Raw genomic sequence first — 24,154 nt, forward strand, 5'->3', positions numbered from 1 at the left:
GATCGTCTCGGCGGCTCGCGCCATCACCTTCTTGCCGGTGCTCGTGGAGCCGGTGAACTGCAGGAAGTCCACGTGGTCGATGAGCGCGGCGCCGGTCTCCCCGTCGCCCGTGACCACCTGGTAGACGTCCTCCGGCAGGCCGCATTCCGCCAGCATCCGGCCCATCAGCTGCGAGGTGAGGGGGGTGACCTCGGACGGCTTGAGGACGACGGCGTTGCCCGCGGCCAGCGCCGGGATGCAGTCGCCGAAGGAGTTCGTCAGGGGGAAGTTCCACGGGCCGATGACGCCCACGACCCCGAGGGGTCGGTAGTTGAGCCGCAGCGTCTTGCCCAGCAGGAACCGGTTCGACGACCGGATCTTCTCGTCCGCCAGGTACTTCGGCGCCTTCTTCGCCCAGAAGCCCAGCGCCGAGGCGCCGTAGGCGATCTCACCGATCTGCGCGTCCTCCCGCGTCTTGCCGGTCTCGGAGACGATGACGTCGATGACCTCGTCGGCATGATCGACCAGCCATCGCTGCGCCCTGCGCAGGACCGCGCACCGCGCGTCGAGATCTCGCGCCGCCCAGGCCCGCTGCGCTGCTCGACCGCGTGCCACCGCCGCGGCGACCTGCTCGGCATCGAGGTTGGGGACGGTGTCGACGAGCTGGCCGGTCGCCGGGTTTCGGACCTCGATGACGGCCGGCCGCGCGACCTCACGTGCCGTCTCGGAATCGACGAGCTGCATCACGAGCGCGCCCGCGCGCCCTCGCCACGGCTGAGCCCGCGCAGGATCGGTGAGATCGCGAGGAACTTCCGCACCGGGCCCACGTACGTGACCTGACGGTCCATGATCTCCTGACCGAGGGTGCGCTCACCGGCGACGTGGGCGTCGAGTTGCGCGGGCGTGCAGTCGATCTCGATCTCGGCGCTGCCGACGATGCCTGCCTCGGCCTCGGGTGGCATACGGTCCAGCCGCAGGGTCACGCCGCACCCGTCCCCGACATGGATGTGCACGGTGCTGTCGGCTCGGCACAGTCGCGCCGCGACGTGCGGATCAGCCGCGTGGCGCTCGAAGAAGGCCACGGTCCGCTGCACGCAGGCCGGCGCGTCCGCGGTCGGCGGCGTTTCGACCAGCGAGATCGGGATCTGCGTTGCCGCCTGCGCCTGTGCCTGCGTCGCGGGCATCGCGGGGGCCGTCGCGTTCTTCGTCAGCATGGGTCGACCGTACGCCCGCGGTCCCCTACGACAGAACGGTGCGGGCAACCAATGTTGCCCCGTGCCGGACTGTGCTGAGCACCCAACCGGGGCGCTCGCGGCCGACCAAGAGTCAGTCGTCGTCGTTCTGGGGCGATTCGATCGTCAGCAGTGCCGCACGGGCGGATCCGCCGACGTCCCGGTACCCGGGATCGACGAGCCCGTTGAGCACGATCTGACGCATCTGCTCGACGCATGCGGTGATCGCGTCGTCGTCCTGCCGCAACTCGTCGTGCCGTAGTCCCAGGCCGACGATGCCGTTCCACGCCCCGAAGAGGACACGGGCGGTGAGCTCGGGGTCGACGTGCGGACCGGCCTCCCCCGAGGCGACGGCGGCTGCGATGCAGTCGCGGAACCGCGCGATGACCGCGGCAGTGCGGGCCGTCGCCTCCCGGTGCGCCGCCTCACCGCCGGCGGGGGCGCGGCTCTCCACCCCGTCGAAGGCGATGAGCCTGAACGCTCCGGGGTGTTCGAGGTGGAAGAGCAGGTAGGCGTGCCCGCAGGCCATCACCTGCTCCAACGGCGACTCGCTGGCCGCGTACGCCTGCTCCAGGTACCCGGCGAACAGGTCGGTCGCCCGTTCCGCCACCTTGAGGTACAGGCCATCCTTGTTCGTGAAGTGCTGGTAGATGGAGCCGACCGAGACGTCGGCCTCCGCGGCCAGGCTCTCCATCGTCACACCGTGGTAGCCGTCGCGCGTGAACGCCTGCTCGGCGGCATCGAGCAGGGCGGCGCGGGTGCGTGTCCGGCGTCGCTGGACCCGTCCCTCCCGCTTGTCGGTGTCGGCAGCCATTCCGGGTGGGGATGCTACTGCCGGGCGATCCGCGACCCTTGATGCGAGACCCGGGACCACGCGCGCATCGGTTGCCTCCCACCGCCCGTATTTGTAGTGTGCCTCAAGTATGAAGGAGTCTCCAAATCGTGCTCGAGGCTCCTCGGACAGCGACGCCGCGACGGTGCAGGCAGCGCAGCAGCGACTCGCCGACGCCTTCCTGCAGCACGTCCCGGACGTCGCGAGCCGGGCAGCGCAGGCGATGGCCGACGAGATCCCGGCGTACGCCGCGGTCGCCGACCCCGCGTTCCACGCGGAGGTGAGGGCGCACGCGGTCGCCAACTTCACGGTGATGGCCCGCGTCATGCGCGAGGGCCGGTCCGTGCGCCCGGACGAGCTGACGTTCCTTCGTGCGCCGACGACCCGGCGAGCGCTCGCGAGGTTTCCCCTGCCGGCGTTCCTCCACGCCTTCCGCGTCGGGCAGCGCGTCGCCTGGGAGGCGGTCCGCGATCTCGCGACACCCGACGACGAGGCAGCTGCCCTCGCCCTGGTCAGGCCCATCCTCGAGTACATCAACCTCGCGAGCACCGAGCTCACGTCGGTCTACCTCGAGACCGAGCAGCTCCTGCTGCTGGGTGGTGAGCGGGTCCGGCGAGCCGTGGTCGAGGATCTGCTGTCCGGTCGCCTGCCCGAATCACAGCCGGGGCGGGACGCCATCCGCGACGCCGGGCTGCTCGACGCCCCCGCCCTCATCGTCATCTCCGCGGAGGCCACGGCGGGGCCTCGCGACGAGCACGAACTGCGAGCCGTCGCCCGCGCGGTCGGCCGCGCCACGGGTCGCGCGGAGCATCCCCTCGTCACCCTCCGCGGCGACGAGATCGTCGCGATCGCCGCCCTCACCACGGACCGCGAGGGGGCGATGAGCCAGGCCCTCGCCGAGGTCCACGCGCACACGGTGGCCCGCGACGTCGGGCTGATCCTGGGAGCCAGCACACGCGTCACCTCGCAGCGCGACGTGCCCGACGCCTACCGGGAGGCCCTCCAGGCCCGTGAGTTCTCCGCTGTGACCGGGAAGGCGGTCTGCCTCTGGGACGTGGACCCGCTCGAGTACCTGACGCTCAGCGCCACGTCGACGGCGACGCGTCTCGTGCCGGACGAGATCGCCAGGTTCCTGCGCGAGGATCTCGCCGCTCACGGCGTGCTCACGTCGACGCTCGAGGCCTACGCGACGGCGAACCTCAGCCCGACGGCCGCGGCGTCGGCGCTGCACTGCCACGTGAACACCGTGCACAACCGGCTCGCCCGTATCGCCGAGGTCACCGGACGCGACCCGCGCAGCTTCCGGGACGTGAGCGAGCTCCTGGTCGCCCGACGGCTGATCGGCCGGTCACCGCCCCCGTCGGCGGGACCGTGATCGCAGCGGCGGCGCGTTATTTAGAGTGGGCTTCATTTCTGAATCTCTTTACAAATAGACCAGGATCTGCGATCGTGGCCCTCCCCTGGAGAGAGGAAGAGGATCACCATGAGCCCCGAGAACACCGCCCTGACCGAGTCGTGCGATGCCATCGTCGTCGGCGCCCGGTGCGCCGGCTCCGCCACCGCGATCGCCCTCGCGCGCGGCGGTCGCAAGGTCATCGCCCTGGACCGATCGAAGTTCCCCTCGGACACGCTCTCGACGCACCTGCTCTTCCCCGCCGGGGTCGCTGAGCTCTCCTACCTCGCAGCCCTCGACCGCATCCTCGCGCTCGACCCGCCGAAGATCCCGGAGATCGTGGTGACCGTCGAGGGCGAGCTCGAAGCCCGCGAGCGGTTCACCGCTGTCGACGGCATCGACTACGGGCTGTGCGTCCCCCGCACGCAGCTCGACATGGCGCTGGTCGAGACCGCGCGGGACCAGGGCGTGGAGGTCCGTGAACGGTGCAGCGTCAAGGACGTCATCTGGCACGAGGGCCGCGCCGCTGGGGTCCGCTACACGGACGCCGAAGGTGTCGAGCGGGAGCTCCGGGCCAAACTGGTCGTCGGTGCTGACGGGCGCAGGTCCACGATGGCGTCCCTCCTCGGCGCCGAGCAGCCGTACCGCGCCTCGCGCAACGGACGCGGACTGGTCTTCCGGTACATGGACGATCCGCAGGCCGGCACGCGCTGGGGCCACACGATGAGCCAGTTCCGAGCGGGCGACACCCACGGCATGGCGTTCCCGTGTCCGGACGACCGCATGCTCGTCCTCTTCATGGGGCCCGCCGAGGAGGTGCGCGAGTTCCGCCGCGATCCCGAGGGCACCTGGGAGCGCAAGGTCGCGCTGAACCCGTCGCTCGCCCGCCGGGTGGCCGGCGCGACGAACGCGACGAAGATCCGCAGCACCCCGGACGTCCCCGCCTTCTTCCGCGCCTCCAGCGGACCGGGATGGGCGCTCGTCGGCGACGCCGGCCACTTCAAGGATCCGGTGATCGCCCAGGGGATCCGCGATGCCGTGCGGTTCGGGCGCCTGCTCGGCGAGCAGGCCGCCCCGCACCTGCACGATCCCCGCGCGCTGGACCAGGCCCTGCTTCGCGCAGAGCGCCGCCGCGACCGCGAATGCCAGGGCACCTACCACTGGGGCAACCGCGAGTCCCGCGCGGTGCCCAGCTCCTCCCTCGTCGTCGAGGCGCTGCGCCAGTTCGCCTCGACGACCGACCCCGGCTTCAGCGACGCCTTCAACCGGACCCGCAACCCGGACCGTGTGCTGCACCTCGGCGTCGGCGCCAAGGCGCTCCTTCGCGCGGCCGCCCGCCCGGGAGCGGACCGGCGGGGTCTCGTCCGCGAGGTCGTGGAGGAGCTCAGGATCGACTTCGACATCCACCGTGAGCGCCGCCGTGACGCGTTCCGCTCGACCCGGATGACGCGGTCGGAGCGGGCCTTCCAGTGGCCGGTCAGCACCGACCCCCCGGAGACCGCCTCTCGCTCCCGCCAGCCGGCCGCGGCGGGCGCCTCGGCCTAGGCACCTGTGCGGTGGGCTGTGCCCCTCGTGCCCATACTGTCTGCACGAGAGGCACAGGCCCCGCCCGCAACCCGTGCGCGGGCGACGCTGATGCGATAGAAGCGGCACATGACCTCCACCAACCGCCCCGAACTCCCCTACGCGTACCTCCCGCAGGTGCCGTCGTTCACCGTGAGCAGCACCGACATCGCGGACGGCGAGCGCCTCCCGATGCCCCAGGTCTCGGGCATCTTCGGCGCCGGTGGCGAGGACTCCTCGCCGCAGCTCTCCTGGAGCGGCTTCCCCGAGGAGACCAAGAGCTTCGCGGTCACGGTGTTCGATCCCGACGCTCCGACCGGCAGCGGCTTCTGGCACTGGGCGGTCGCCGACATCCCCGCGGACGTCACCGAGCTGCCGTCCGGCGCCGGCGCCCCCGGCAGCACCGGGATGCCGTCCGGGTCCCTGACGCTGCGCAACGACGCCGGTGGCCATCACTACCTCGGTGCCGCGCCGCCCGCGGGCCACGGACCGCACCGTTACGCGTTCGTCGTCCACGCGGTCGACGTGGAGGCTCTCGGGATCACCGCCGACGTCACCCCGGCGTTCATGGGCTTCAACCTCTTCGGGCACACGCTTGCTCGCGGCATGATCGTCGCGACGTACGAGATCGAGGGCTGAGCTCCAACCCCCGCCTGCTCCGGTCCGCGTACTCGCGCGTCAGAGGACGAGGACGAGGCCGATCAGACCGAGGCCGACCACGCCCACGTAGAGGTCGAAGACCCGCCGCAGCCAGCGCGCCGCCGAGTGCAGCTCCATGAAGTGGCGGCCGACGAGATGGACCTTGACGAACGCCACGCCCAGCAGCACCGCGGCCCCGGCATCGCGATCGTCGAGCCCGTGATCGGTGCCGAGGTACAGCGACGCGATCGTGGCGAGGACCAGCACCGCCCAGACCAGGCTCTGACGGCTCCGCAGGAGATCGAGATCGTCGGTCATCCGAGCAGGTACAGGATCGGGAAGATCACGAGCCACAGCAGATCGACCATGTGCCAGTAGCACCCGCCACCGTCGACGAGCCGCAGCGAGGTCTCGCGCCCGTTGGCGCGCAGCAGCCAGGCTCGCATCACGCACAGCGCCCCCAGGCCGATGAGGACGTGGACGAGATGCATGCCGGTGACCATGTAGTAGAGCGAGAAGAAGTCGTTGGTCGACGGCGTGAGGCCCCGGTCGAGCAGCTCCGCCCACTCGTAGACCTTGCCGGCGCAGAACGCGAGCCCGCACGCCAGAGCCCAGGTCAGGAACCGGGCCGACACGACGTAGGCGCCCTCCCGTGCGGTCCTGGTGCCCAGCGCGACGAACACCGACGCGGTCAGCAGCAGCACGGTGTTCGCCGCCCCGATCTCCGGATGCAGCGCAGCGGAGGCGGCACCGTACATCTCCGACTGGTCGGCGCGTATCGCGAGCGCCGCGGCGAAGAACACGGCGAAGACCGTCATGTCCAGCAGGATGAGCAGCCACAGGCCCGGCTCACCGGGAACCGCCGGGGTGCCGGGGCGCAGCGGTGGGCGACGCGTGCTCACGCGGTCACCAGCGAGTCCGGGGTCGTGCCCTCGGCGACCGTCCCGTCTCGCGCCTCCTGCGCGATGGCGCGGCGCAGCACCACGAACCACACGGCGAACCAGACGCCGAACGCCGTGGCCGGCAACCAGAAGACGGCGGCGCCGTGCCACGCGAACGCGCCCGTGTGGAAGAAGATCAGGAAGGGGCCGGGAAGAAAGGCCAGCGCCGTCCAGATGTTGAACCAGCCGAACCACCGGGGAAACACCGGGCGCTCGCTGCGATCGGTGAGCGTTGCCGCCGCGACGGCGAGCGCCTGGAGGATCGCGGGCCATCCGACGCCGACCAGCGCCAGCCACCCGAGATCGTGGAACGCCTTGGTGATCTGCGGATCGCGTGAGGGCGTGAAGGCGGCCACCGCGAAGAGGAAGGCGGGAAAGATCACGACGAAGATCCCGACCGCGCCTCCAGCGAGCTGCATATAGGTGAACAGCGGCCGATCACCTTCGATCCGCCGCAGCTGGCAGCTCATGACGGCGGCCCACACCCCCTGCGCGAAGCTCGACGCGCCGATCAGCAGCGCCCCCATCCGGATGCTGTCGGCGTTCTCGCCATACATCGACGCCACCGCATCGGTGGAGAGGTTGGCCGAGACCGGCGGAAGCCATCCCGCGATCAGGATCCCGCCGAAGAAGACGCCGATGAAGAGCGGCCCGCTCCAGGTGCACCAGCGCTGCAGCGTGACGCTCACGCGGGAACGCCCTCGGCCGGTTCCACGTGCGCGGCGCGCGGCGGCGCCGGACGGCCGCCCGTCCTGCGTCCCAGCGACCTGCGGTCCCGCAGGAGGGTCTGGGCCGCGAGCTTGCCCGGGAGCGCGCAGACGCCGCCGGTCGGATGGGTGCCGGCCCCGGAGAGGTACAGCCCGTCGACGGGCATCTTGTACCCGCCGAGGCCTGGCGCCGGCCGCATCGGACCGAATCGCGAGATCAGCGGATCGACGTGGTAGACGTTGCCGGCGGGCGCGTTGAAACGCGCCTCGAGGTCGGGCCCTCCGAGGACGGCACGATCGATCTCCAGCGTGTCCAGGCCGTCGTAGTACTCGGCGCAGTTGCGCAACACGTCGTCGCCGATCTTGTCACGGACGTCGTTCCACGGCTCGCGAGGGGTCACGGGAATCACGCCCGACCACAACCAGAGGTTGTCGCAGCCCTCCGGGGCCTGGGTCGGATCGACAGCGGTCGGGGCGATCACGCAGCTGATCGGGACCGGGTCGGGCCACTCTCCGCGCACGCAGTTCGTCCAGGCACGGTCCTGCTCCTCGAGGGTGTGCCAGGCCAGCAGGTACTTGCGGAGATCGAGGCCGTCACCGCGCCAGCGCTCGTGCCGCGTGAGCTTCAACTGGCCGCTGAGGGCGACGTTGATCTTCAGCGACGTCGCGTGCGTCTTGCGGATCGGGATGTCCTTCGCGCGCCACTCGAGCTGCTCGGGCAGCGTGCCCTCCGGGAGCAGGCGCATGAGCGTGATCGTCGGGTTGCAGGCGCTGAGGACGCCGACGCGCGCCGCGATCGTCTCGCCGGAGCTGAGACGCACGCCCGTGGCGCGGTTGCCGCTGACGAGGATCTCCTCGACCGATGCCGACGTCCGTACCGTGCCGCCGTGATGCACCAGGCACTCGTGAAGCGCCGCGGGCAGGGCTCCGGTGCCCCCCACCGGCATCGCGTTGGCCTTTCGCTGCACCACGCCGAGGTAGATCATCGCCCAGGCCGTCATGTCGAGGCGCATCTGCGAGAACGCCGCCATCGCGGCGAGAGCCCCCTTGGGCAGCTCGGTCTCGAACGTCTCCTCGAGGAACTCGGTGTGCGATGCGGTGAGCATGTGGCGCAGGCTCCAGAGCCGCCCGGGCCTGCGGGCCGCGCCGACGAGCTCGCGGAGCATCTCCCGTCCCCACGGCCGCGTGGGGTGGACCTTCATGTACGCGAGCATCAGACCGAGCACCGGATACATGGCGTTGGAGTAGTCGAGCCAGGCCTGCGCGTCCTTGCGCGAGAACTTGCGCAGCTCCTCGGCACTGCGCTCAGCGCTCTCCCAGACCGCGAACGAGCTCCCGTCGGGCGCCAGCTGCACGTGCGCGGGATCCACCGGGATCTCACGAAGGCCGAAGCGCGCGAGCTGGAGGTCCTCGGCGATCCCGGACATCCGGAAGACCCCGGTCAGCTGGATCGCCCCCTCGTTGAAGACGTGCCCTGGGGCCTTCTCGAGCGTGGCGTTGCTCGAGGTCATCCCGCCGACGGTCGGCGAGGCCTCGACGACGAGGACACGTAGCCCGTCCCGCGCGAGGTAGCAGCCCGCGGTGAGGCCGTTGTGCCCCGCTCCGATGATGATGACGTCCGGGGACTCTTGTCCGTTCTGATGCATGCCTGTCTCTCTCAGCAGTCGGCGGTGATCCGCGGGTACGTGTAGTTGGCCTTGGTCCGGACCTCGCCCGGTCCCGAGACGCGTGGGTAGTCCTCGGCGGTGCGATGCCCCTCCTTGGGGCCCGGGAACGGGATGAACGTGGCGCCGTTGCTCTTGGAGAGCAGGCCGCTGTGGAGCAACGTGTTCGCGGCGACGTTGAGGTCGTCCGGCAGCCCGACCAGAGCGGTCTCGTTGATGGTGGCCGCCAGCCGGATCGTGTGCCCGACGGCGTCGTAGGCGTTCGACGCAGAGCTCAGGCCGGTGAGGACGCCGACGAGATCCGCGACGTAGGGCTTGGTGTAGCGCAGGATCGGGTTGACCTCGCACAGCGCCTTCTCCGCGCCGGGCAGCGTCTTCGCCACCGGTCCGGAGACACGTCGCAGGGCGCCGAGCGTCGCCCGCAGCCTCGGGGTCGCAGCGCCGAGCTCGTCGACGACTCGTCGCAGGTGCGTGGCCCCGGGCCGCAGGGAGCGCACGGCCGGCTTCGCCGCCGTGATCGTGCTCGCAAGGCGACCGAGCACCGGAGCGGCGACGTCGCTCGTCGCGCCGAGCTTGCCCGTCGTCCGTCGTATCTGGGCGAGCGTCGAGGGCAGCTCCCGCGCGAGTGTGCGGAGGTCGTCGTCCTGGGCCGCGATCGCGCGGAAGGTCTGCGTGCCCCGTCGGGCGATCGTGCGGATGTCCTGGTCGCGCTCACCGAGTCGGGTCGCGACCGCACCGAGCTGGTCGACCAGCCGGCTGACCTGCTCGCGCTGCCCGTAGAGGGTGTCGACCAGCACGGCGCCGGAGTCGACGGTGCCGCTGGCAGACCCGACCAGGGCGTTGAGCTTGCGACCGCGGCCATCGACGGCGGACCCGACGCCGCGGATCAGCTGGCGGGCACGCGCACGGGCCGGACCGCGCAGGACGGACAGCACCTCGTCGACGTCGACGGAGTCGACCGCCTGAGCGAGCGGGATCACCGCCCCTTCGGCCAGCGTCGGTCCCCCTCGCCCGGGCAGCAAGGAGATGTAGTTCTCGCCCAGCGGTGTGCGCGAGCGCAGTTGCGCACGGGTCGTGGCGGGCAGCGGGACCACCGCGGCGTCCGTGAGTCGCAACCTCACCACGGCTCCGCTACCACGGCGCTCGACACCCGAGACCGAGCCGACCTCGACCCCGGCCATCGTGACGCGTGCTCCGGAGACCAGCTGAGCCCCGGCGGTCGGCAGCACCGCGGAGATCTCGTACCCGGTTCCGGGCTTTGCGACTCCGCCGGACATGACCATCAGCCAGAGGACGTAGAGCGCGACCGCCAGGGCCACCGCGCCGAAGAAGCCTCGCTGACGTAGGTCCGCGCGGCGTTTGGGGGTCATTGCCTGGCTCATTCCTTGTCCTTCTCCTCGGCGGGGCGCCCCGCGATGGTCGGACCAGGAGCGCAGACCTTCTTCGGGCCTTCGTAGGGGTTGCTGGCGCCCGCGCTCTGCGCGCCGGCGACCGCGTTGCCGCGCGGAACGGGTCCCAGCGCGTCTCCGAACTTCGCCATCGACGCGTCCCACTTGAAGAAGCCGTTGAGCTCGGGCAGGCACCCCGCGACGACGTCCACCGTCTTCTTGATCGGCGGCACCTGTGGCAGCAGGCGGGCGACCGAGACGTCCAGGGCCTCGGCGGCCGGGCTGAGCGATCGGGCCAGTGGCACGAGGCGCCGCACCGGCGTGCGCAGGTCCCGCACCGCGGGCGTGGCGGCGTCGAGCAGGCGCCGCACGTCGGTCAGCGCGGGCCGGAGGCGGGCTGTGCCCGGGGCCAGCGCCGTGAGCGCGCCATCGACATCGGGCAGCACGCCGCGGACGGCGGCGAACGACCGGTCGGCGGCGGCGAGCGTCCTGGGTAGCTCGACCAGGACGCGATCCAGGTCGCGCGATCCGTTCTGCAGCGTCGTCAGGGTCGCGGCGCCCTCGTCGACGAGGCGTCGCAGCGACGTCTCGCGGTCACCGAGCGCGCCCGTGAGGACGCTGGTGTTGTGGACCAGCCGCTTCGTCATCGCAGCGTTCGCCTCGAGCTGAGCGGTGATCCTGCCGGCCACCGTGACGAACGGCACGAGTTCGGCGAAGGCGGTGCGCAGCCGCGCACCGCCGTCGGCCATGCCGTTGCCGAAGTCGTCGAGCAGGTGAGCCAGGCGCGCCCGCTCGTCCCCGGCGAAGACGTCGAGGACGGAACTGATGCTGACCGACGTGTCGGTCCGCGTCTCGGGCACGAACGACTTCTCGGACGCCCGTCCGGCCCCGGGTGTGCCGCGGTCGACGATGTTCAGGTACATGTCCTGCAGGGGCGTGTTGGGCCGGAGCGCGGCCCTCGCGTCGCGGTACACGGTGCCGTACTTGCCTTCCAGCAGCACGGTCACGACCGGTTGGGTCCCGCGAAGCTCGACGGATTCGATCTTGCCGGCGGGGATCCCGCGGAACCGCACCTCGTCGACCCGCGGGACGACTCCGGCGGCGTTGCGAACGGCGAAGGAGACCCGCTGAGAGCTCACGAGGGCAGTCCGGTCGATCCTCAGGACGAGGAACGCTCCGCAGGCCAGGCTGCCGATGGTCGCCAGAAGGGCGATACCCGCGGGGCTGATCGATCTCCGGAGCTGGCGTGAGATCCGCGCGCGCCGGTTGCCCGCCCCGACGCGGTCACGGACGTCGACGAGGTCGGAGTCCTGTGCCTGGCCGCTCATGGGTGCTTCCTCTCGGTCCAGCCGAACAGCGAGGTGACGCTCTTCTTCAGGGCCCGGCACGCGAGCATCTCCGCCGCGTCCGGGTTGTTGAGGTACGCCTGACACGGCAGGTAGAAGCTCGAGTTGCCACCGGAGACGGGGAACCGCACGAGGCGGCCGTTGTTGTCGAGGTACGACCCGATCGACGCGAGACCGGAGATCCCCGGGCCCACCATCTGCGCGGGCGTGTGCCCGCTGTCGGGATCGACGGTGCCGGTGTAGGGCAGCACGGTCCGCTCCAGCGTCCTCAGCGGCGGCTCGATCGCGTCCAGCAGCGGCGTGCCTCGACGCGCGGCGCTGGCGAGGTCCTCGACGGCGGGCTTGAGGCGGCGCACCAGCGGCAGTGCGTCTGCGAGCAAGGCGTTGGCCGGGGCGACCAGCGCGCGAAGCTTCGCCACCGTCGGCGCGACGGCCGGCGCGGCTTCGACGACGTCGGCGAGGACCGGGTCGGCGGCGCGCAGGGTCACGTCGAGGCGATCGACGGTCCGGTCCGTGCGACGGAGGACGCCCGGCGCGTCGGCCAGCAGGCGGTCGATCTCGGCGTCCCGCGCCGCGGTCGTCCGGACCAGGGTGGCCGCGCCGGAGACGAGCTGCCGGAGCCGCTGTGCCGGGGCATCCAACGCCCGGACCGTACGCGAGGTCTGCCGCACGAGCGCGGGCACGTCACTGCCGGGGCGCGTTCCCCGCAACGCCTCGAGTCCCGCCTCCAGGGATGGCGATTGCCGCGCGGTCGCCCGCAGCGCCGCCGCCGGAAGCTCCGGCCGGCGCAGCGCGGCCGCGAGCTCCGCCGGGATGGCGTGCAGTCCCCGACGTACGTCGCCCTTCAGCAACGTCGTGAGATCGTCGAGCTCGACCTGGCTGCCGGTGCGGCGGGTCGGGATGGTCTCGGAGCCGAGAGGCTCCCCGGTCTCCATGCCGCGGCTGAGATCGACGTAGAACGAGCCGCCGAGAAGCGTCCGGAACCGGATCCGGGCGCCGGCGTCGCGATACAGCGGACCCGCCTTCTCGCCGTCGATCTCCATCGTGACGACGCTCGAGCGACGGTCCGCGGCCAGCTCGACGTCCTTGACCTTGCCGACGTCCACACCGCTGATCCGGACCGGCCCGCCCTCCTTGAGCTGCCGGGTGTCGGTGAACTGGGCACGAACCACCCGGTCGCCCCCGCCGGCGAACAGCGATCGGAGCGAGCCGGTCACGACCCCGACCAGGAACAGCAGGATCGCGACGGCGAGCGCGACGCCGATGACGCGATCGGTGAGCGCCGGACGCCTCATCGTGCACCCCCGCTGACGGACGGATACGGCTTCGAGAGGTAGCGGCACGGGGCGGCGTACTGGTCCTTCCTCGGCTTGACGACGGTGCCAAGCGGAGCGAGCGTCTCGGGAGCGAAGATCACCTGGGCGCGGAACTGCATGAGCGGTCCGAGCGGTCCGGTCCCCTCGCCGCCGAAACCGGTCATGCTGCGCATCGTCACCCCGAAGTTCTCGATGTCGCAGGCGCGCGGACCGATGTACTGCAGCATCGGGATCGCGTCGGCCAGGCCCCCGTCGAGACGCGGGAGAACCGGCTTGAGCGCGCGGGTGATGCGCAGCGCCGCCGGAACCGTCGGAACGGCGTCGGTCAGCAGACCGCGAGCGCGGGTGAGCGAGGGCGGAGAGTCGCGCAGCAGGCTCCCGGTCGCGCGCAGGCCCGGCGTCAGCGACGGGAAGACGGCGTCGACCGACCGCGACAGCCTACGCGCGGCCAGCAGCAGCCGCTGCCCTCGCCGGAGCCCTGTCTGCGCCGCGCCGAGGCTGGAGGGGGCCTCCGCCAGGGCGGCGCGAAGCGCCGCCCGCTCGCGGACGAACGGGGCGACGGCGCGGTCCGCCGGATCGAAGAACGAGCCGATCTGCTCGCGGTTGTCGTCCAGGGGCGTCATCAGTCCGTCGAGCGACGGCAGGAGCCGCTCCGCCGAGCCGGGCCGGGCCGTGATGGCGCGCATCACCGAGCTGAAGCGGGGGACGGCTGGGGCCAGCACCCGCAACGAGTCGTTGAGGTTCTCGCCCTGCCCGAGCAGGCCCTCGCCCAGGCCGTCGAGGGTGTCGCCCAGCCGCGTCCGCGTCTTCGCGTCGAACGTGTCGAGGGCATCGGCGATCCCGAAGCTGAGCGCGTCGCGGTCGGCAGTGATCGTCCCGCCGTCGGCGAGGGGCGTCGCGCTCGTACCCGGGACCAGCTGCACGTAGCGCGCGCCGAGCAGGCCGTTGGCCCGGACTGCGACGCCGGTGTCGGAAGGGATGTCCGTGTTCGGCTCGATCTGCAGCCGGATCCGTGGGCGTCCGCGCTCGGTCAGCCCGATCTGCTCGACCTGCCCGACACGGACGCCCGCGATCCGGACCGGATCGTGCCGGATGAGGTTGCCGACGCCGGGGACCTCCGCGTAGACGGTGCCGTACTGGCGGCCGGGCACGCCGTTGTACGACGTCAGGCCGACGTAGAGGACCGCCCCGACGAACGCGATCGTCGCAAGCGACTTCGCGAGCGTGCGCGGCACCGACTCGGTGTCCCTGCGCGGGGAGCGTCGGAGGTTGCGGCGGAGCGCGCTCATGGCTTGAAGAGGAAGTCGAGGAGCGATTCGGTGCCCTTGTCGCCGCCGCCGATCGCGTCACGGACGGCCTGCTCCAGGGTCTCGGTCACCCGATCCGTGGCCGTGGTCACGGGGTCGGTCGCCTTCTTGACCGGTGCGGGGACCGTGGGCTTCGGCACCGCCACCGACGGCCGCTTGGTCCGAGCGGGCTTGCGGGCCTTCTCGGTGCGGGCGGGGCGAATCGAGGCCAGGTAGTAGTCGACCGCCTGCTGCAGCGTGTGGGGAGAGATCGCCACCTCGGCCCTGAAGACGTGCGAGAGGCTGTCACGGCCCTGGATCGCGTGCGCCCAGTTGACGGCCGTTCCGATCAGGTTGTTCGCGCTCTTGTCGAGCATCGCCGTCACCGGCGCGAGGTCGGAGCTGAAGGCGGCCAGCCGACGAAGGGTCGGGGCCAGCCTCTGGACGACCGGCGTCGCACCCACGGCCAGGCGGGTCAGCGACGGCGCGGCCTTCGAGGCCAGCCGCAGTGTCGGCGTCGCGTCGTCGGTGAAGCCCGCGACCTCGGAGAGGGTGTCGTCCAGCGGCCCGGCGACCTCCCGGAGCTGACGCGAGGCGCTACCGAGCGGAACGCTCGTCGTGCGGAGATCGTCCAAGAACGCCTGCGCGGTCACGAGCGTGCCGGGCAGTCGGCGCAGCGTCGCTCGCAGCTGCGAGCGACGCGTGGCCGCCGTCTCCGCCGCGCCGCCGAAGGTGTCGAGCATCCGCGTCAGCGCCTCCCGGTCGCGGGTCACCGTCGCGACGAAGCGATCGGACTTCCGCACGAGGTCCGCGAGGCGACCGTGGTCGGCGTCGACGCGAGCCAGGAGGTCCCGCCCCTGTTGCAGCCCGGTCGGGAAGCTCCGGAGGACGCTCGCGATGTCCGTCCTGCGACCGGTGACCGCCTGGCCGGCCTCGTTGAGCAGGATGGTGAGCCGATCGCGCGTATCGCTGTCGAGGACGTCGAGGACCTGGTCGAGGTCCGTCGACGGAGTGACGCGGGCGGCCTTGAGGGTGAAGCCCGACGGCGCCGGATCACGCGCACTGTCGCCCGGGACGAGCTCGAGGCTCTTCTGCCCGAGGAGGTTGACCGACTTGATGTTCGCGGTCGCGTCCTTCCCGATCGGCGCGTACTCCTCGTCGATGGTCACCTCGGCTTCCACGGTGTCGCCGCGTCCGAGTTCGAGGGACACCCGCCCCACGTCGATGCCGCCGACCACGACCTTCGATCCGTTGCGCAGTCCCAGCGCGTCGTCCATCTCGAGACGAACCGTGTAGTCCGCGCTCCGTCCGCACCCTCCGCCGAGGGTCAGGCCCAGGAGGACGACCAGGCCCACGAGCCCGCCGAGAGCGACCTTGTGAACGGTCATGGCTTGCTCCGGACTCGGGCCTCGGCGTCCTTGAACGGATCGAGAGCATCTCGGCCGGCGCCGCACTCGGGCAGGAACCACGGCTGTCCGGCGACCGTTCCGGGAGGACGGGGGAAGCCGACGGTCACGCCGGGGAAGTCGCGGACGACCTCGCCCACGCTCTTGCTCTCCGCGTTCGTCGGCGCGAAGGTCAGCGCGGCCGGAGCGACCCGCGCATAGTAGTCACGGTCGTCGACCGCGGAGATGAAGCCCGACCAGTTGGTGCCCATCGAGGCGAGCTCCGGCGTGTAGGGCCTGATGCAGCGCAGCTGGGCGTTGGCCTGGGTGACGACCGAGTCGATCGTGGGCAGGAGCTCACCCGTCCGCTCGAGGAGCCGGGTCACGGCGGGCGCGGAGCGGCGCGCGGTGACGAGGGTCGAGCGGGCGTCCGGGCCGACGCGGACGACCTGCCGCAGAAGCTGGTTGACCGGCGCCACCGTCCGCTGCAGCTGCTCGACGCCCGGGGCGATCCGCGCCGTCGCCGAGCGGGCGAGATCCAGGGTCCTGTCGGCGCGCCCGAGGGTTGCGCGGGCCTTCGACAGCGTGCGGGGCGCCGCGACCAGCGTGCGGCGGATCTCGTCCGTCCGGCGGGCGGTGGCCGCGAACGTCCGGGCAGCGCCGTGGACGGCCTGATCGATGCTCGGATCCGCGGTCTCGAGGGCTGTGACGACGCGCCCGGTGCTCGTGAGCAGCGCCCGCAGGTCGGACTGCGACGTCACCACCTCCCGTAGGAGGGCACTGGACTGCATCAGCGCCCCGGGGGTGCGATCGAGCACCCGTCGCACGTCGGGCGAGCTCCGGAGCAGGGTCGCTCCGCCACGATCGAGGAAGGCGCTGATGGAACCGCGGACGCGCGGTCCGAACTGATTGATCAGCGCGTCGAAGTCGACGGGCGTGACGAGGGCCGAGGCGGGCAGCGCCGACCCGTCGCGAATGGCCGGAGCACTCGCGGGGCCGGGCCTGAGGGCGATGTACCGCTTGAGGTACGAGACGGTCCCACCCCAGCGCACCGTGAACCTGCTGCCCGTGCGCACGGGCCAGGCGACGTCGTCCAGGCGGAGCTCGATACGCGCGGCGCGCCCGTCCTCGATCGCCTCGACGGCCGTGACCCTCCCCACCTTGCTCCCGGCGAGACGCACGTCCTGGCCGGCGAGCACGCCGGTCGCGTCTGTCGTTTTCAGCGTGATGCGATGCCCCTCCCCGGAGCCGCCGGAGATGATCGCGACGATGACCGCTGCCGTGACCACGAGGGCAGCGAGAGGGGCGGTCTGTCGAACGGTCACGTCTCAGCCTCCGATCGGCAGTCCGAAGTTGCCGCCGTACCAGAGCGTCACGATGACCAGGCCGGCGATGGAGATCGCGACCAGGTTCACGAGGACGGCCCGGGCGACGGCGTCCCCCACGGCGGCGGGGCCTCCGCGAGCGCGCATGCCGTAGAAGCACGCCGCGAAGACGGTCGCAAGCACCATCAGGATGTTCGAGGCTCCGACGTACGCGACGTCGCTCATGCCCTGGGTGCCGAAGAAGAACTGGTTCAGCCCCGTACCGTCGACGCCGTCGAGGATGCCCACCGCGGTGACGTAGTACCCGGCCCAGAACCCGAACAGCGTGAAGAACAGCGAGATCGGAACGAACAGGAGCGCGGCGATGATCCGCGTGCCGACGACGTACTTCATCGGGTCCACCCCGGTGGACTCGAACGCGTCGACCTCCTGGTTGATCTGCATCGATCCGATCTCCGCGACGAAGCCGCCGCACACCTTGGACACGAAGACGTAGCCGAACATCGATACGCACGCGGTGCGCTGCGTCAGGCTTCCGCCGATGCCGGTGAAGTCCGACGCGCCCAGGGCCTTGAGCAGGAAGTAGGTGAAGTTCGCTCCGGACAGGCCCATGATGAACTCGAGCCCGATGAGGAGCGTGAGCGTCCCGGGCAGCATGATGGCGAGCTGCCGCAGGGCCTCGGAGAAGTAGCGGAGGCTGCCCGGGAGGGCGACGATCGCCCGCACGGAGAAGCGCGCGAGATCACCGAACTCGTCGATGCCGGCGGCCACCGGGTGGCGCTTGGTGACCGTGTCGGCGTCCACGTCGGGACCCGACGCGGGCGCCGGCGCCCCGCTCGACGGGAGTGCGTTGGCCGCCACGTCGATCAGCCCTTGAAGTCCGCGAGCTGGGGGAACACGGTCAGGTAGGTCAGGTTCACGAGGCTGTTGATGACCCAGACCCCCGCGAACGTCAGGACCACGGCCTCGTTGACGGCACGCCCGACGCCCTCGGTGCCGCCCTTGGCTGCCAGGCCCTTCGCCGAGCTGACGAGCCCGACGAACCCGCCGAAGAGCACGAACTTGAACATCAGCGCGAGAACGTCAGTGGTCAGCAGGCTCTGCGTGATGCCCTTGAAGACGAGGGCGGCCGAGATGTCGGCGTACGTCGGGCCCAGCACGTAGACGGTGACCACGGTGACGAAGCTGGCGATCAGCCCGATCTCCAGGCAGGCGATCATCGAGGCGACGATGCGCGGGATGATCAGCGTGCGGATGTGGTTGACGCCGAGCACGCTCAGCGCGTCGAGCTCCTCGCGGTTCTTGCGCGCGGCCATGTCGGCGGTGATCGCCGCGCCCGCCGCACCGGCGAAGACCATGCCGCTGACCCACGCGATCGGCTCGCGGGTGAACCCGAGCACGAGCCCGCCGGGCATGCGGTCCTCGGCGCCCAGGAGCTCGACGAACCCGGTCAGGAGGATGAACGCGTAGCCGATGGTCCAGGCGAACATGCAGACCGCGATGGGAACGACACACCGCCGGAAGAGCAGGTTGCTCTCCTCGATCGTGGTCTGCACCCAGCTGTACGGAGGCTTGAACGCCGTGGCGATCGAGCGGACGCCGAGCCCGCCGATGTCCCCCGCGGTCCGGAGCGATGCGAACGCCTTCGTCTCGGTCGCGGCCTGCGCCAGGGAGGGTCGCGGACTCGAACGCGGTGTCTTGTCGATGGCGGACATCGTCGTCGTCCTCTGGCGCAAGGCGCGCGGCCTCAGCCCATCGACAGCGGCCCGACGCTGTCGCCCGAGAGGAACTGACGGACGAACGGGTCGTCCGATTCGAAGATCTCGTGCGCCATGCCCGACTGGCGCACCTGCCCCTGCCACAGAACGGTGATGTGATCGGCCACGTGCCGCGCCAGCGCGATGTTGTGCGTGACGACGATCATCGTGCCGCCGACGTTGGCGTGCTGCTCGACGAGCAGGTCGGCCAGAAGCGCGGTGCGAACGGGATCCAGCCCTGAGTCGGGCTCGTCGCAGAGCACGATGCTCGGATCCAGCGCGAGCGCTCGTGCCAGCCCCGCGCGCTTGCGCATCCCACCCGAGAGCTGCCCGGGGAAGCGGTCGGTCGCGTCCTGGAGCCCGACGTCGGCCAGGCGCGCGCGCACGACGTGATCGATCTGCGCGTCCTCGAGGTCGGTGTGCTCCCGCAGCGGGAAGGCGACGTTGTCGTACACGGTCGAGGCGCTGAAGAGCGCCCCGTCCTGGAACATGACGCCGATCTCGCGTCGCAGGCCGAGGATGTCCGAGCGGCTCATCGACGCCAGGGAGCGGCCGCGGATCAGGACGTCGCCCCGGTCAGGGCGCATCAGGCCGATGATGTGCTGCAGGAGCACGCTCTTGCCCGTGCCCGACGGGCCGAGGACGACCGAGATCCCACCTTCGGGGATCCGCAGGTCGGCGCCTGCGAGCACGCGCTGCCGTCCGAACCGCTTGTGCAGGTCGCGGGTCTCGACCGCCAGCAGCGACGAGTCCGGCGTGGACAGCTCACCCTTGACCGCGGTGTCCGGGACCGACGTGGTGCCGTGCTCCCCGGCGCGCAGTCGCGCTTCGGCCAGCAGCCCCTGGAGGATCACATCGATCTCGAGGTATGCACGAATGTCGCCCGTGGCCTGGACCTGGCCGCAGACGATGGCCGCCGGCAGGGGCAGGCGACCGCGGGCCAGGACCGACGCCTGCGCGGCGGTGAGCTGAACGTCGACGTCGGCGACCTCCTCGGAGTCGCCGTCGACGAACGGCGTGTCGTGATCGAGCGCGAGTGCCACGCCGCGCGCCCCATCCCCGACGCGAAAGCGGACGCTGCGTCCGAGACGCACGACGCGGCGTACACGCGCCGGGTCCCCGTGGCGCAGGACCTCGCCGAGGACGGAGGCGAGCTCGTCGCAGGCATGTGCGTCAGCGGTGTCGCGCAGCTGGCTAGCGGCAGTCATGTGCTCTTGCATCTCCCCTCACCGATCTCGACGTTACCAGATTTTGAAAATACTTTCACTATGTACTCGACGATCGTGTCCCACAGCTCGTGCCGGACGGCCACGGGCTCGGTCGAGCCGACCGGCGCCGCGGGCGGCCGGACGCCTGTGCGCATCGAACCCCCGACGGTTCATAGCTGCTGCCCCTCGGGGAGTGCGCTGGTTGCGCGAGCCGCTCCCCTCCGTCGGCGCGGGACGAGCCCCCTGCTACCTGCCGCCGATCGGACCGCCTCGCCGCACCTCTCCACGCCCCATCGTCATCAGCGGTTCCCGATGAAGCTCTGGGCTGTCCCGGCCGGCGCGTCCACGCCGAGCAGCCTCGCGAGGAGCTGGCTTGCCGGGTTGTTGAGCTTCATGGGCGCGTCTGGCGGCAGCAGCCCGGCGGCCACCATGAGGTTGCCGGCCCGGTGCATCAGCGAGGCGAGCCGCACGGCGGCGAACACCTCGAACCAGTGGAGGTCGGGGAGGCTCGTGCCCGTCAGCTCCTCGTACCGCGCGATGGTCTCCTCCCTGTCCGGGAAGCCCTCCGGAAGAGGAGCACCGATCCCCTCGGTGTGGTGGCGCAGCAGGAAGAGCCACCAAGCGACATCCAGCGCGGCCGGCGCCACGGCGACCATCTCCCAGTCCAGGACAGCGGCGACCGAGAGGTCGTCGGCGAACATCATGTTCCCGATCCGCGCGTCTCCCCACGTCAGCACCGTGGGCCCGGCGTCGGCGGGGCGATGCTCGTGCAGCCACGCGAACCCGGCCTCGACGGTGGGGTTGGCGTCGCCGTCGGCCGCCCAGTCGAAGGTCGCACGCCAGAAGGCGAGCTGACCGTCGAGGCCGGCCTCCTGATGGTCGGCCATCGCGCCGAGCCCGACCGCGTCGATGTCCACGGCGTGCAACGTGGCGAGCGTTCCGAGCGCGTTCTCGCACAGGCGCGCGCGATCCTCGGACGTGAGCTCGTCCAGCACCCAACCTTGCGCGGTGAACGGCGGGTCGTCGCTCGGGACGCGCCCCTCGACGCGTTCCATCACCATGAACGGAGCTCCGAGGAGCTCGGTGTCGTCGCTCTGGAAGAGCATCGCCGGGACGGGGACCGCGCTGTGGAGCTGCAGGGCGCGCATGACGTCGAACTCGAGCGCGAAGTCGTAGCGAGGGAAGACCGCCGGCCCGCTGGGCTGGATTCGCGCGACGAGCCGCCGCTCGACGGGAAGGCCGTCCTCGGTCCAGGTCGCGGCGAAGAGGACGGTCTCGTTCGACAGACCGCTGGCCTGCGGGATCTCGACGTCGAAGACGGCGACTTCCTCGACGTTCGCGACGTTGCGCCGTATCGCGACCTCGAGTGCTCGGGCGGCCGTCGTGGGATCGGTGGTGTTGGACAGTGCCATGGGTTCTCCCTGTTCTCGCTCTGGGGTGACCGGCCTCAGGCGCTGGCCGGGGCCGCGCGAAACCGCTCCTTCATCGCGCGCTGGTAGTCGTCGAACCAGATCTCCTGGTACGTCGCGTGAGCAACACGACCGTCCTCCGCCTCCCAGCGATAGACGCTGTCGTGGAAGGACGCGTTGGGCCAGGCCGGGATCGTCGCGGTCGCGATCGCCTCGCCGGTGAACCGGTACACGTGACCGGACTCGTCCTCGGCCTCGATCTCCTGGCGGGTCGCCATGAAGATCTCCGGGTCGTACTCCAGGACGTTGCGGCGCACGCGGGTGATCTCGTAGGGCACGCCGTCGCGCACCACCCATGCGTAGTGGTGACACGGCCGGTCGGCCGGCACCTCGTAGACCCCCTCCCAAGCGGGGGCCGTGTCGGGGGCCTCGAAGCTGATCTGGTTGAAGATCAGGTCGGGACCGAAGTACATCGGCGACCACCCCACCGGCGGAACCGGGACGGCGCCCTGCCGCTCCACGCGGATCTGGTTCCACGAGCGGTCCCGCGGCGCGTGGCAGTCGACCGCGAACCGCTCGCCGCGCAGCACGAGCTCGCCGGTGACGTGCATGACCTGCTCGGATCCACCGGGGTTGCGCGCCGGGTCCTGACGCAGCTCCTCGCCGGGCATGATGTGGCCCCGCGCCAGGAGCGGTGTCACCGCCGTCTGGGTGACGTCGAGTGACGTCTGCCCGTCGCTGCTGGTGTAGGTGATCCGAGCGACCCGACCGGGCTCGAGGAACTCGATCTGCAGCCCGTTCGCGGTGCGGAACGTCGTGCCGTCGACCTCGGGCCAGGGCATGCCGATCTCGTAGTCGAGGAAGTCGATGTCGGTCACGTGGACGTTGTCGGTCCCCCGGAAGATGCAGACCCCTCCGTGCGTCACCGACGCCGCCGGCATGTAGCGGGCGTAGAGAAAGGCGCCGATGCCGGCCTCGGGGATCGAGAACCCGAAGTAGTGGGTGTGGATCGTGTGCGGGTCCCACTGCTCGCCCTCCTGGGGTAGCGGCAGCAGGAGATCGGTCTCGGGCGGATGGACGTTGTGGGGCATGGCGAGAGCCTAACCACATTCTGAATGTTTTTTCAACTTTTCTTGTCGCCTTCCCCCCTGAGAGGATGTCGGCGTGGCGAACACACCGGCCAAGACCCGCACATCCCAGAGCGACCGCCGGGCGCGCACACGGCAGTCGCTGCTCGACGCCGGCCGGCGACTGATCGCCGAGAAGGGCGTCGCGGCACTGCGCATCAGCGAGATCACCGCCGAGGCGGACGTCGCCCTCGGCTCGTTCTACAACTACTTCGCGACGAAGGAGGACCTCGTCGACGCAGTCGTGGGCGACACCCTGCGGAACGTGGCGGAGGCACTAGCGATCAGGCAGCACGAGGATCAGGACTCCGCCGAGATCGTGGCCCGCGCCATCCAGCGCTTCGTGGCCATCGCCTACGAGGATCCCGACTTCGCGTCACTCCTGGTGCATCTCAGTCATTCCGACGAGCTCATGCTCACGTCGGTCAGCCCACCCGCGACCCGAGCGGTCGCCGAGGGCATGGAGTCCGGCCGCTTCAAGGTGACACCCGAGACGCTCGACGTCATCGTCACGATCATCTCCGGCGGATCGCTCAGCCTGATGCGGGCGATCGTGACCGGCCGCATCGGCCCCGGTGCGGAGGTCGTCTTCGCCGAACACGCGCTGCGCATGCTCGGCATTCCCCCGAGCCGTGCCGCGCAGATCGTCCGGCGCATCGCGGCGGACACGGGGACCTGATCGCGCGATCGGCAGTTATTGAAAGATTTTTCAGTTTTGTGTAGCGTGGGGCCATGCTGCCCGACCTGCTCGCCGCGATCCCGGCGCATCCCACGTCCGAGATGCCGCTCACGCCGGAGATCCTCTTCTCGGCGTTCCTCTTCGTTCCGGTCGCCCTTTTCCTCAGCTACGGGGTGCGGCACCTCGCAGCGGGCAAGCGGCCGATCCTGCTCATGTGCCTGCTCGGCGGCGGGATCGCCAGCGTCTGGGAGCCGATCGTCGACACCCTCGGCCTGTGCTACATCAAGGGCGGCGCGGAGACCTCGACGTTCACCCTGCTCGACCGGACGATGCCGCTCTTCATCCCGTTCGTCTACGTCTGGTACGTCGGCGGCATGTCGTACCTCTCCTACCGGCTGATCGCGGCAGGGATCACCACCAAGGGTCTCTTCACGCTCTACCTCGCCGAGGTGTTCGTGAACATCTGGCTCGAGAGCCCCGGCGTCCTGCTCGGCGCCTACGAGTACTACGGCAGCCAGCCGTTCAACTTCTGGGGACTCCCGCTGTGGTGGCCGATGATGAACCCGGTCATGCCGCTGCTCGGCGGTGCCCTGATCTACAAGCTCGAGCCCCACCTGAAGGGCTGGCACATCATCGGGATCATCCCGATCATTCCCATGGTCGACGGGATCGCCAACGCCGCGATCGCGTGGCCCATGTGGCTGACGCTCAACGCCGGCGACATCTCCCTGTGGTGGACCTACGCCGCGACGCTGGTGACCCTCGCGCTCGCCCTGTACTCCGTCTGGATGCTGTCGCTGCTCGTCTCGCGACCCGCGGAGGAGGTCCGCCGGCTCACCAAGCGCGAGCTGCTCCGGGAGGCGATGTCGGGCGATGCCCCGCTTCGCACCGAACCCAAGGACGCTGGACTGACGGCGCCGCCGGTGCCCGAGCGCGGCGCGCAGCCGCAGCCCCTGCCTGCCGGCTAGCGTCGCCCGG

23 protein-coding genes are annotated in these 24,154 nt (G+C 70.8%); 5 read left to right on the plus strand and 18 right to left on the minus strand.

Annotated elements, in window-relative coordinates; all coding sequences use genetic code 11:
- The 3 genes from ABYE80_RS01445 to ABYE80_RS01455 all read right to left on the minus strand — a co-directional run.
- Positions 1-723: aldehyde dehydrogenase family protein (locus ABYE80_RS01445; protein ID WP_372788098.1), on the minus strand; the 723-nt coding region annotated here is incomplete at its 3' end.
- On the minus strand, positions 723-1,193 hold the full coding sequence (locus ABYE80_RS01450) for a hypothetical protein (protein ID WP_372788100.1): 471 nt from the start codon (positions 1,191-1,193) through the stop codon (positions 723-725). The genes ABYE80_RS01450 and ABYE80_RS01445, both read right to left, overlap by 1 nt.
- A gap of 112 nt (positions 1,194-1,305) precedes the next feature.
- Positions 1,306-2,025 (minus strand): TetR/AcrR family transcriptional regulator, encoded by a 720-nt coding sequence (locus ABYE80_RS01455; protein WP_372788101.1) that lies wholly within the window; start codon positions 2,023-2,025, stop codon positions 1,306-1,308.
- Positions 2,026-2,134: 109 nt separating this feature from the next.
- Between ABYE80_RS01455 and ABYE80_RS01460 the strand changes: the two genes are divergently transcribed.
- The 3 genes from ABYE80_RS01460 (at position 2,135) to ABYE80_RS01470 (ending at position 5,638) form a co-directional block, all read left to right on the plus strand.
- A complete protein-coding gene (locus tag ABYE80_RS01460; RefSeq protein ID WP_372788102.1) occupies positions 2,135-3,418 on the plus strand; it encodes a PucR family transcriptional regulator in 1,284 nt (427 codons plus the stop codon).
- A 108-nt stretch (positions 3,419-3,526) separates the two neighbouring features.
- The gene (locus ABYE80_RS01465) at positions 3,527-4,981 is read left to right on the plus strand and encodes an NAD(P)/FAD-dependent oxidoreductase (protein ID WP_372788104.1); all 1,455 of its coding nucleotides are present in this window, start codon (positions 3,527-3,529) and stop codon (positions 4,979-4,981) included.
- Between the two features lie 108 nt (positions 4,982-5,089).
- Positions 5,090-5,638, plus strand: a complete 549-nt coding sequence (locus ABYE80_RS01470; RefSeq protein WP_372788106.1) for a YbhB/YbcL family Raf kinase inhibitor-like protein — start codon at positions 5,090-5,092, stop codon at positions 5,636-5,638.
- Positions 5,639-5,677: 39 nt separating this feature from the next.
- On the opposite strand, the gene ABYE80_RS01475 is transcribed toward ABYE80_RS01470, so the two are convergent.
- The 15 genes from ABYE80_RS01475 to ABYE80_RS01545 form a co-directional block, all read right to left on the minus strand.
- Positions 5,678-5,956: a cytochrome C oxidase subunit IV family protein gene (locus ABYE80_RS01475; RefSeq protein WP_372788107.1), complete on the minus strand. Its 279-nt coding sequence runs from the start codon at positions 5,954-5,956 to the stop codon at positions 5,678-5,680.
- On the minus strand, positions 5,953-6,540 hold the full coding sequence (locus tag ABYE80_RS01480) for a cytochrome c oxidase subunit 3 (protein WP_372788109.1): 588 nt from the start codon (positions 6,538-6,540) through the stop codon (positions 5,953-5,955). Before ABYE80_RS01480 ends, ABYE80_RS01475 begins: the two co-directional genes overlap by 4 nt.
- On the minus strand, positions 6,537-7,268 hold the full coding sequence (locus ABYE80_RS01485; RefSeq protein ID WP_372788110.1) for a hypothetical protein: 732 nt from the start codon (positions 7,266-7,268) through the stop codon (positions 6,537-6,539). The genes ABYE80_RS01480 and ABYE80_RS01485 overlap by 4 nt, the downstream gene beginning before the upstream one ends.
- On the minus strand, positions 7,265-8,932 hold the full coding sequence (locus tag ABYE80_RS01490; RefSeq protein WP_372788112.1) for a phytoene desaturase family protein: 1,668 nt from the start codon (positions 8,930-8,932) through the stop codon (positions 7,265-7,267). Before ABYE80_RS01490 ends, ABYE80_RS01485 begins: the two co-directional genes overlap by 4 nt.
- A gap of 11 nt (positions 8,933-8,943) precedes the next feature.
- Positions 8,944-10,320, minus strand: coding sequence for an MlaD family protein (locus tag ABYE80_RS01495; protein WP_372788113.1), 1,377 nt, complete (start codon positions 10,318-10,320; stop codon positions 8,944-8,946).
- Positions 10,321-10,328: 8 nt separating this feature from the next.
- Complete coding sequence (locus ABYE80_RS01500) at positions 10,329-11,666, minus strand: MlaD family protein (protein WP_372788114.1); 1,338 nt, start codon at positions 11,664-11,666, stop codon at positions 10,329-10,331.
- Entirely contained in the window at positions 11,663-12,979 is a 1,317-nt protein-coding gene (locus tag ABYE80_RS01505) for an MlaD family protein (protein ID WP_372788115.1), read from the minus strand. Before ABYE80_RS01505 ends, ABYE80_RS01500 begins: the two co-directional genes overlap by 4 nt.
- Positions 12,976-14,289, minus strand: coding sequence for an MlaD family protein (locus ABYE80_RS01510; protein ID WP_372788117.1), 1,314 nt, complete (start codon positions 14,287-14,289; stop codon positions 12,976-12,978). Before ABYE80_RS01510 ends, ABYE80_RS01505 begins: the two co-directional genes overlap by 4 nt.
- A complete protein-coding gene (locus ABYE80_RS01515; protein WP_372788118.1) occupies positions 14,286-15,674 on the minus strand; it encodes an MlaD family protein in 1,389 nt (462 codons plus the stop codon). Before ABYE80_RS01515 ends, ABYE80_RS01510 begins: the two co-directional genes overlap by 4 nt.
- Complete coding sequence (locus ABYE80_RS01520) at positions 15,671-16,996, minus strand: MlaD family protein (RefSeq protein WP_372788119.1); 1,326 nt, start codon at positions 16,994-16,996, stop codon at positions 15,671-15,673. The genes ABYE80_RS01515 and ABYE80_RS01520 overlap by 4 nt, the downstream gene beginning before the upstream one ends.
- A gap of 3 nt (positions 16,997-16,999) precedes the next feature.
- On the minus strand, positions 17,000-17,857 hold the full coding sequence (locus tag ABYE80_RS01525) for an MlaE family ABC transporter permease (RefSeq protein ID WP_372788120.1): 858 nt from the start codon (positions 17,855-17,857) through the stop codon (positions 17,000-17,002).
- A gap of 5 nt (positions 17,858-17,862) precedes the next feature.
- Positions 17,863-18,711: an MlaE family ABC transporter permease gene (locus ABYE80_RS01530; protein ID WP_372788122.1), complete on the minus strand. Its 849-nt coding sequence runs from the start codon at positions 18,709-18,711 to the stop codon at positions 17,863-17,865.
- A gap of 32 nt (positions 18,712-18,743) precedes the next feature.
- Positions 18,744-19,961, minus strand: coding sequence for an ABC transporter ATP-binding protein (locus ABYE80_RS01535; RefSeq protein WP_372788123.1), 1,218 nt, complete (start codon positions 19,959-19,961; stop codon positions 18,744-18,746).
- A 299-nt stretch (positions 19,962-20,260) separates the two neighbouring features.
- Positions 20,261-21,373, minus strand: a complete 1,113-nt coding sequence (locus tag ABYE80_RS01540) for a phosphotransferase family protein (RefSeq protein WP_372788125.1) — start codon at positions 21,371-21,373, stop codon at positions 20,261-20,263.
- Between the two features lie 35 nt (positions 21,374-21,408).
- Positions 21,409-22,461 carry a tyrosine protein kinase gene (locus ABYE80_RS01545; protein ID WP_372788126.1) on the minus strand — a complete coding sequence of 351 codons (1,053 nt, stop codon included), beginning with the start codon at positions 22,459-22,461 and terminating at the stop codon, positions 21,409-21,411.
- Between the two features lie 73 nt (positions 22,462-22,534).
- On the opposite strand from ABYE80_RS01545, the gene ABYE80_RS01550 reads away from it, so the two are divergent.
- Positions 22,535-23,176 carry a TetR/AcrR family transcriptional regulator gene (locus ABYE80_RS01550; RefSeq protein ID WP_372788127.1) on the plus strand — a complete coding sequence of 214 codons (642 nt, stop codon included), beginning with the start codon at positions 22,535-22,537 and terminating at the stop codon, positions 23,174-23,176.
- Between the two features lie 53 nt (positions 23,177-23,229).
- Complete coding sequence (locus ABYE80_RS01555; protein WP_372788129.1) at positions 23,230-24,144, plus strand: hypothetical protein; 915 nt, start codon at positions 23,230-23,232, stop codon at positions 24,142-24,144.
- Positions 24,145-24,154: the final 10 nt, after the last annotated feature.

This window comes from Paraconexibacter sp., assembly GCF_041602235.1.
GTDB lineage: Bacteria > Actinomycetota > Thermoleophilia > Solirubrobacterales > Solirubrobacteraceae > Paraconexibacter.

What these genes read in the sequence shown, in the direction of transcription:
- ABYE80_RS01510 (WP_372788117.1), bottom strand. Translation starts at nt 14,289, where the DNA reads ATGAGCGCGCTCCGCCGCAACCTCCGACGCTCCCCGCGCAGGGACACC.
- ABYE80_RS01505 (WP_372788115.1), bottom strand. Translation starts at nt 12,979, where the DNA reads ATGAGGCGTCCGGCGCTCACCGATCGCGTCATCGGCGTCGCGCTCGCC.
- ABYE80_RS01475 (WP_372788107.1), bottom strand. Translation starts at nt 5,956, where the DNA reads ATGACCGACGATCTCGATCTCCTGCGGAGCCGTCAGAGCCTGGTCTGG.
- ABYE80_RS01470 (WP_372788106.1), top strand. Translation starts at nt 5,090, where the DNA reads ATGACCTCCACCAACCGCCCCGAACTCCCCTACGCGTACCTCCCGCAG.
- ABYE80_RS01535 (WP_372788123.1), bottom strand. Translation starts at nt 19,961, where the DNA reads ATGACTGCCGCTAGCCAGCTGCGCGACACCGCTGACGCACATGCCTGC.
- ABYE80_RS01500 (WP_372788114.1), bottom strand. Translation starts at nt 11,666, where the DNA reads ATGAGCGGCCAGGCACAGGACTCCGACCTCGTCGACGTCCGTGACCGC.
- ABYE80_RS01460 (WP_372788102.1), top strand. Translation starts at nt 2,135, where the DNA reads ATGAAGGAGTCTCCAAATCGTGCTCGAGGCTCCTCGGACAGCGACGCC.
- ABYE80_RS01490 (WP_372788112.1), bottom strand. Translation starts at nt 8,932, where the DNA reads ATGCATCAGAACGGACAAGAGTCCCCGGACGTCATCATCATCGGAGCG.
- ABYE80_RS01540 (WP_372788125.1), bottom strand. Translation starts at nt 21,373, where the DNA reads ATGGCACTGTCCAACACCACCGATCCCACGACGGCCGCCCGAGCACTC.
- ABYE80_RS01515 (WP_372788118.1), bottom strand. Translation starts at nt 15,674, where the DNA reads ATGACCGTTCACAAGGTCGCTCTCGGCGGGCTCGTGGGCCTGGTCGTC.
- ABYE80_RS01530 (WP_372788122.1), bottom strand. Translation starts at nt 18,711, where the DNA reads ATGTCCGCCATCGACAAGACACCGCGTTCGAGTCCGCGACCCTCCCTG.
- ABYE80_RS01455 (WP_372788101.1), bottom strand. Translation starts at nt 2,025, where the DNA reads ATGGCTGCCGACACCGACAAGCGGGAGGGACGGGTCCAGCGACGCCGG.
- ABYE80_RS01545 (WP_372788126.1), bottom strand. Translation starts at nt 22,461, where the DNA reads ATGCCCCACAACGTCCATCCGCCCGAGACCGATCTCCTGCTGCCGCTA.
- ABYE80_RS01555 (WP_372788129.1), top strand. Translation starts at nt 23,230, where the DNA reads ATGCTGCCCGACCTGCTCGCCGCGATCCCGGCGCATCCCACGTCCGAG.
- ABYE80_RS01465 (WP_372788104.1), top strand. Translation starts at nt 3,527, where the DNA reads ATGAGCCCCGAGAACACCGCCCTGACCGAGTCGTGCGATGCCATCGTC.
- ABYE80_RS01450 (WP_372788100.1), bottom strand. Translation starts at nt 1,193, where the DNA reads ATGCTGACGAAGAACGCGACGGCCCCCGCGATGCCCGCGACGCAGGCA.
- ABYE80_RS01495 (WP_372788113.1), bottom strand. Translation starts at nt 10,320, where the DNA reads ATGACCCCCAAACGCCGCGCGGACCTACGTCAGCGAGGCTTCTTCGGC.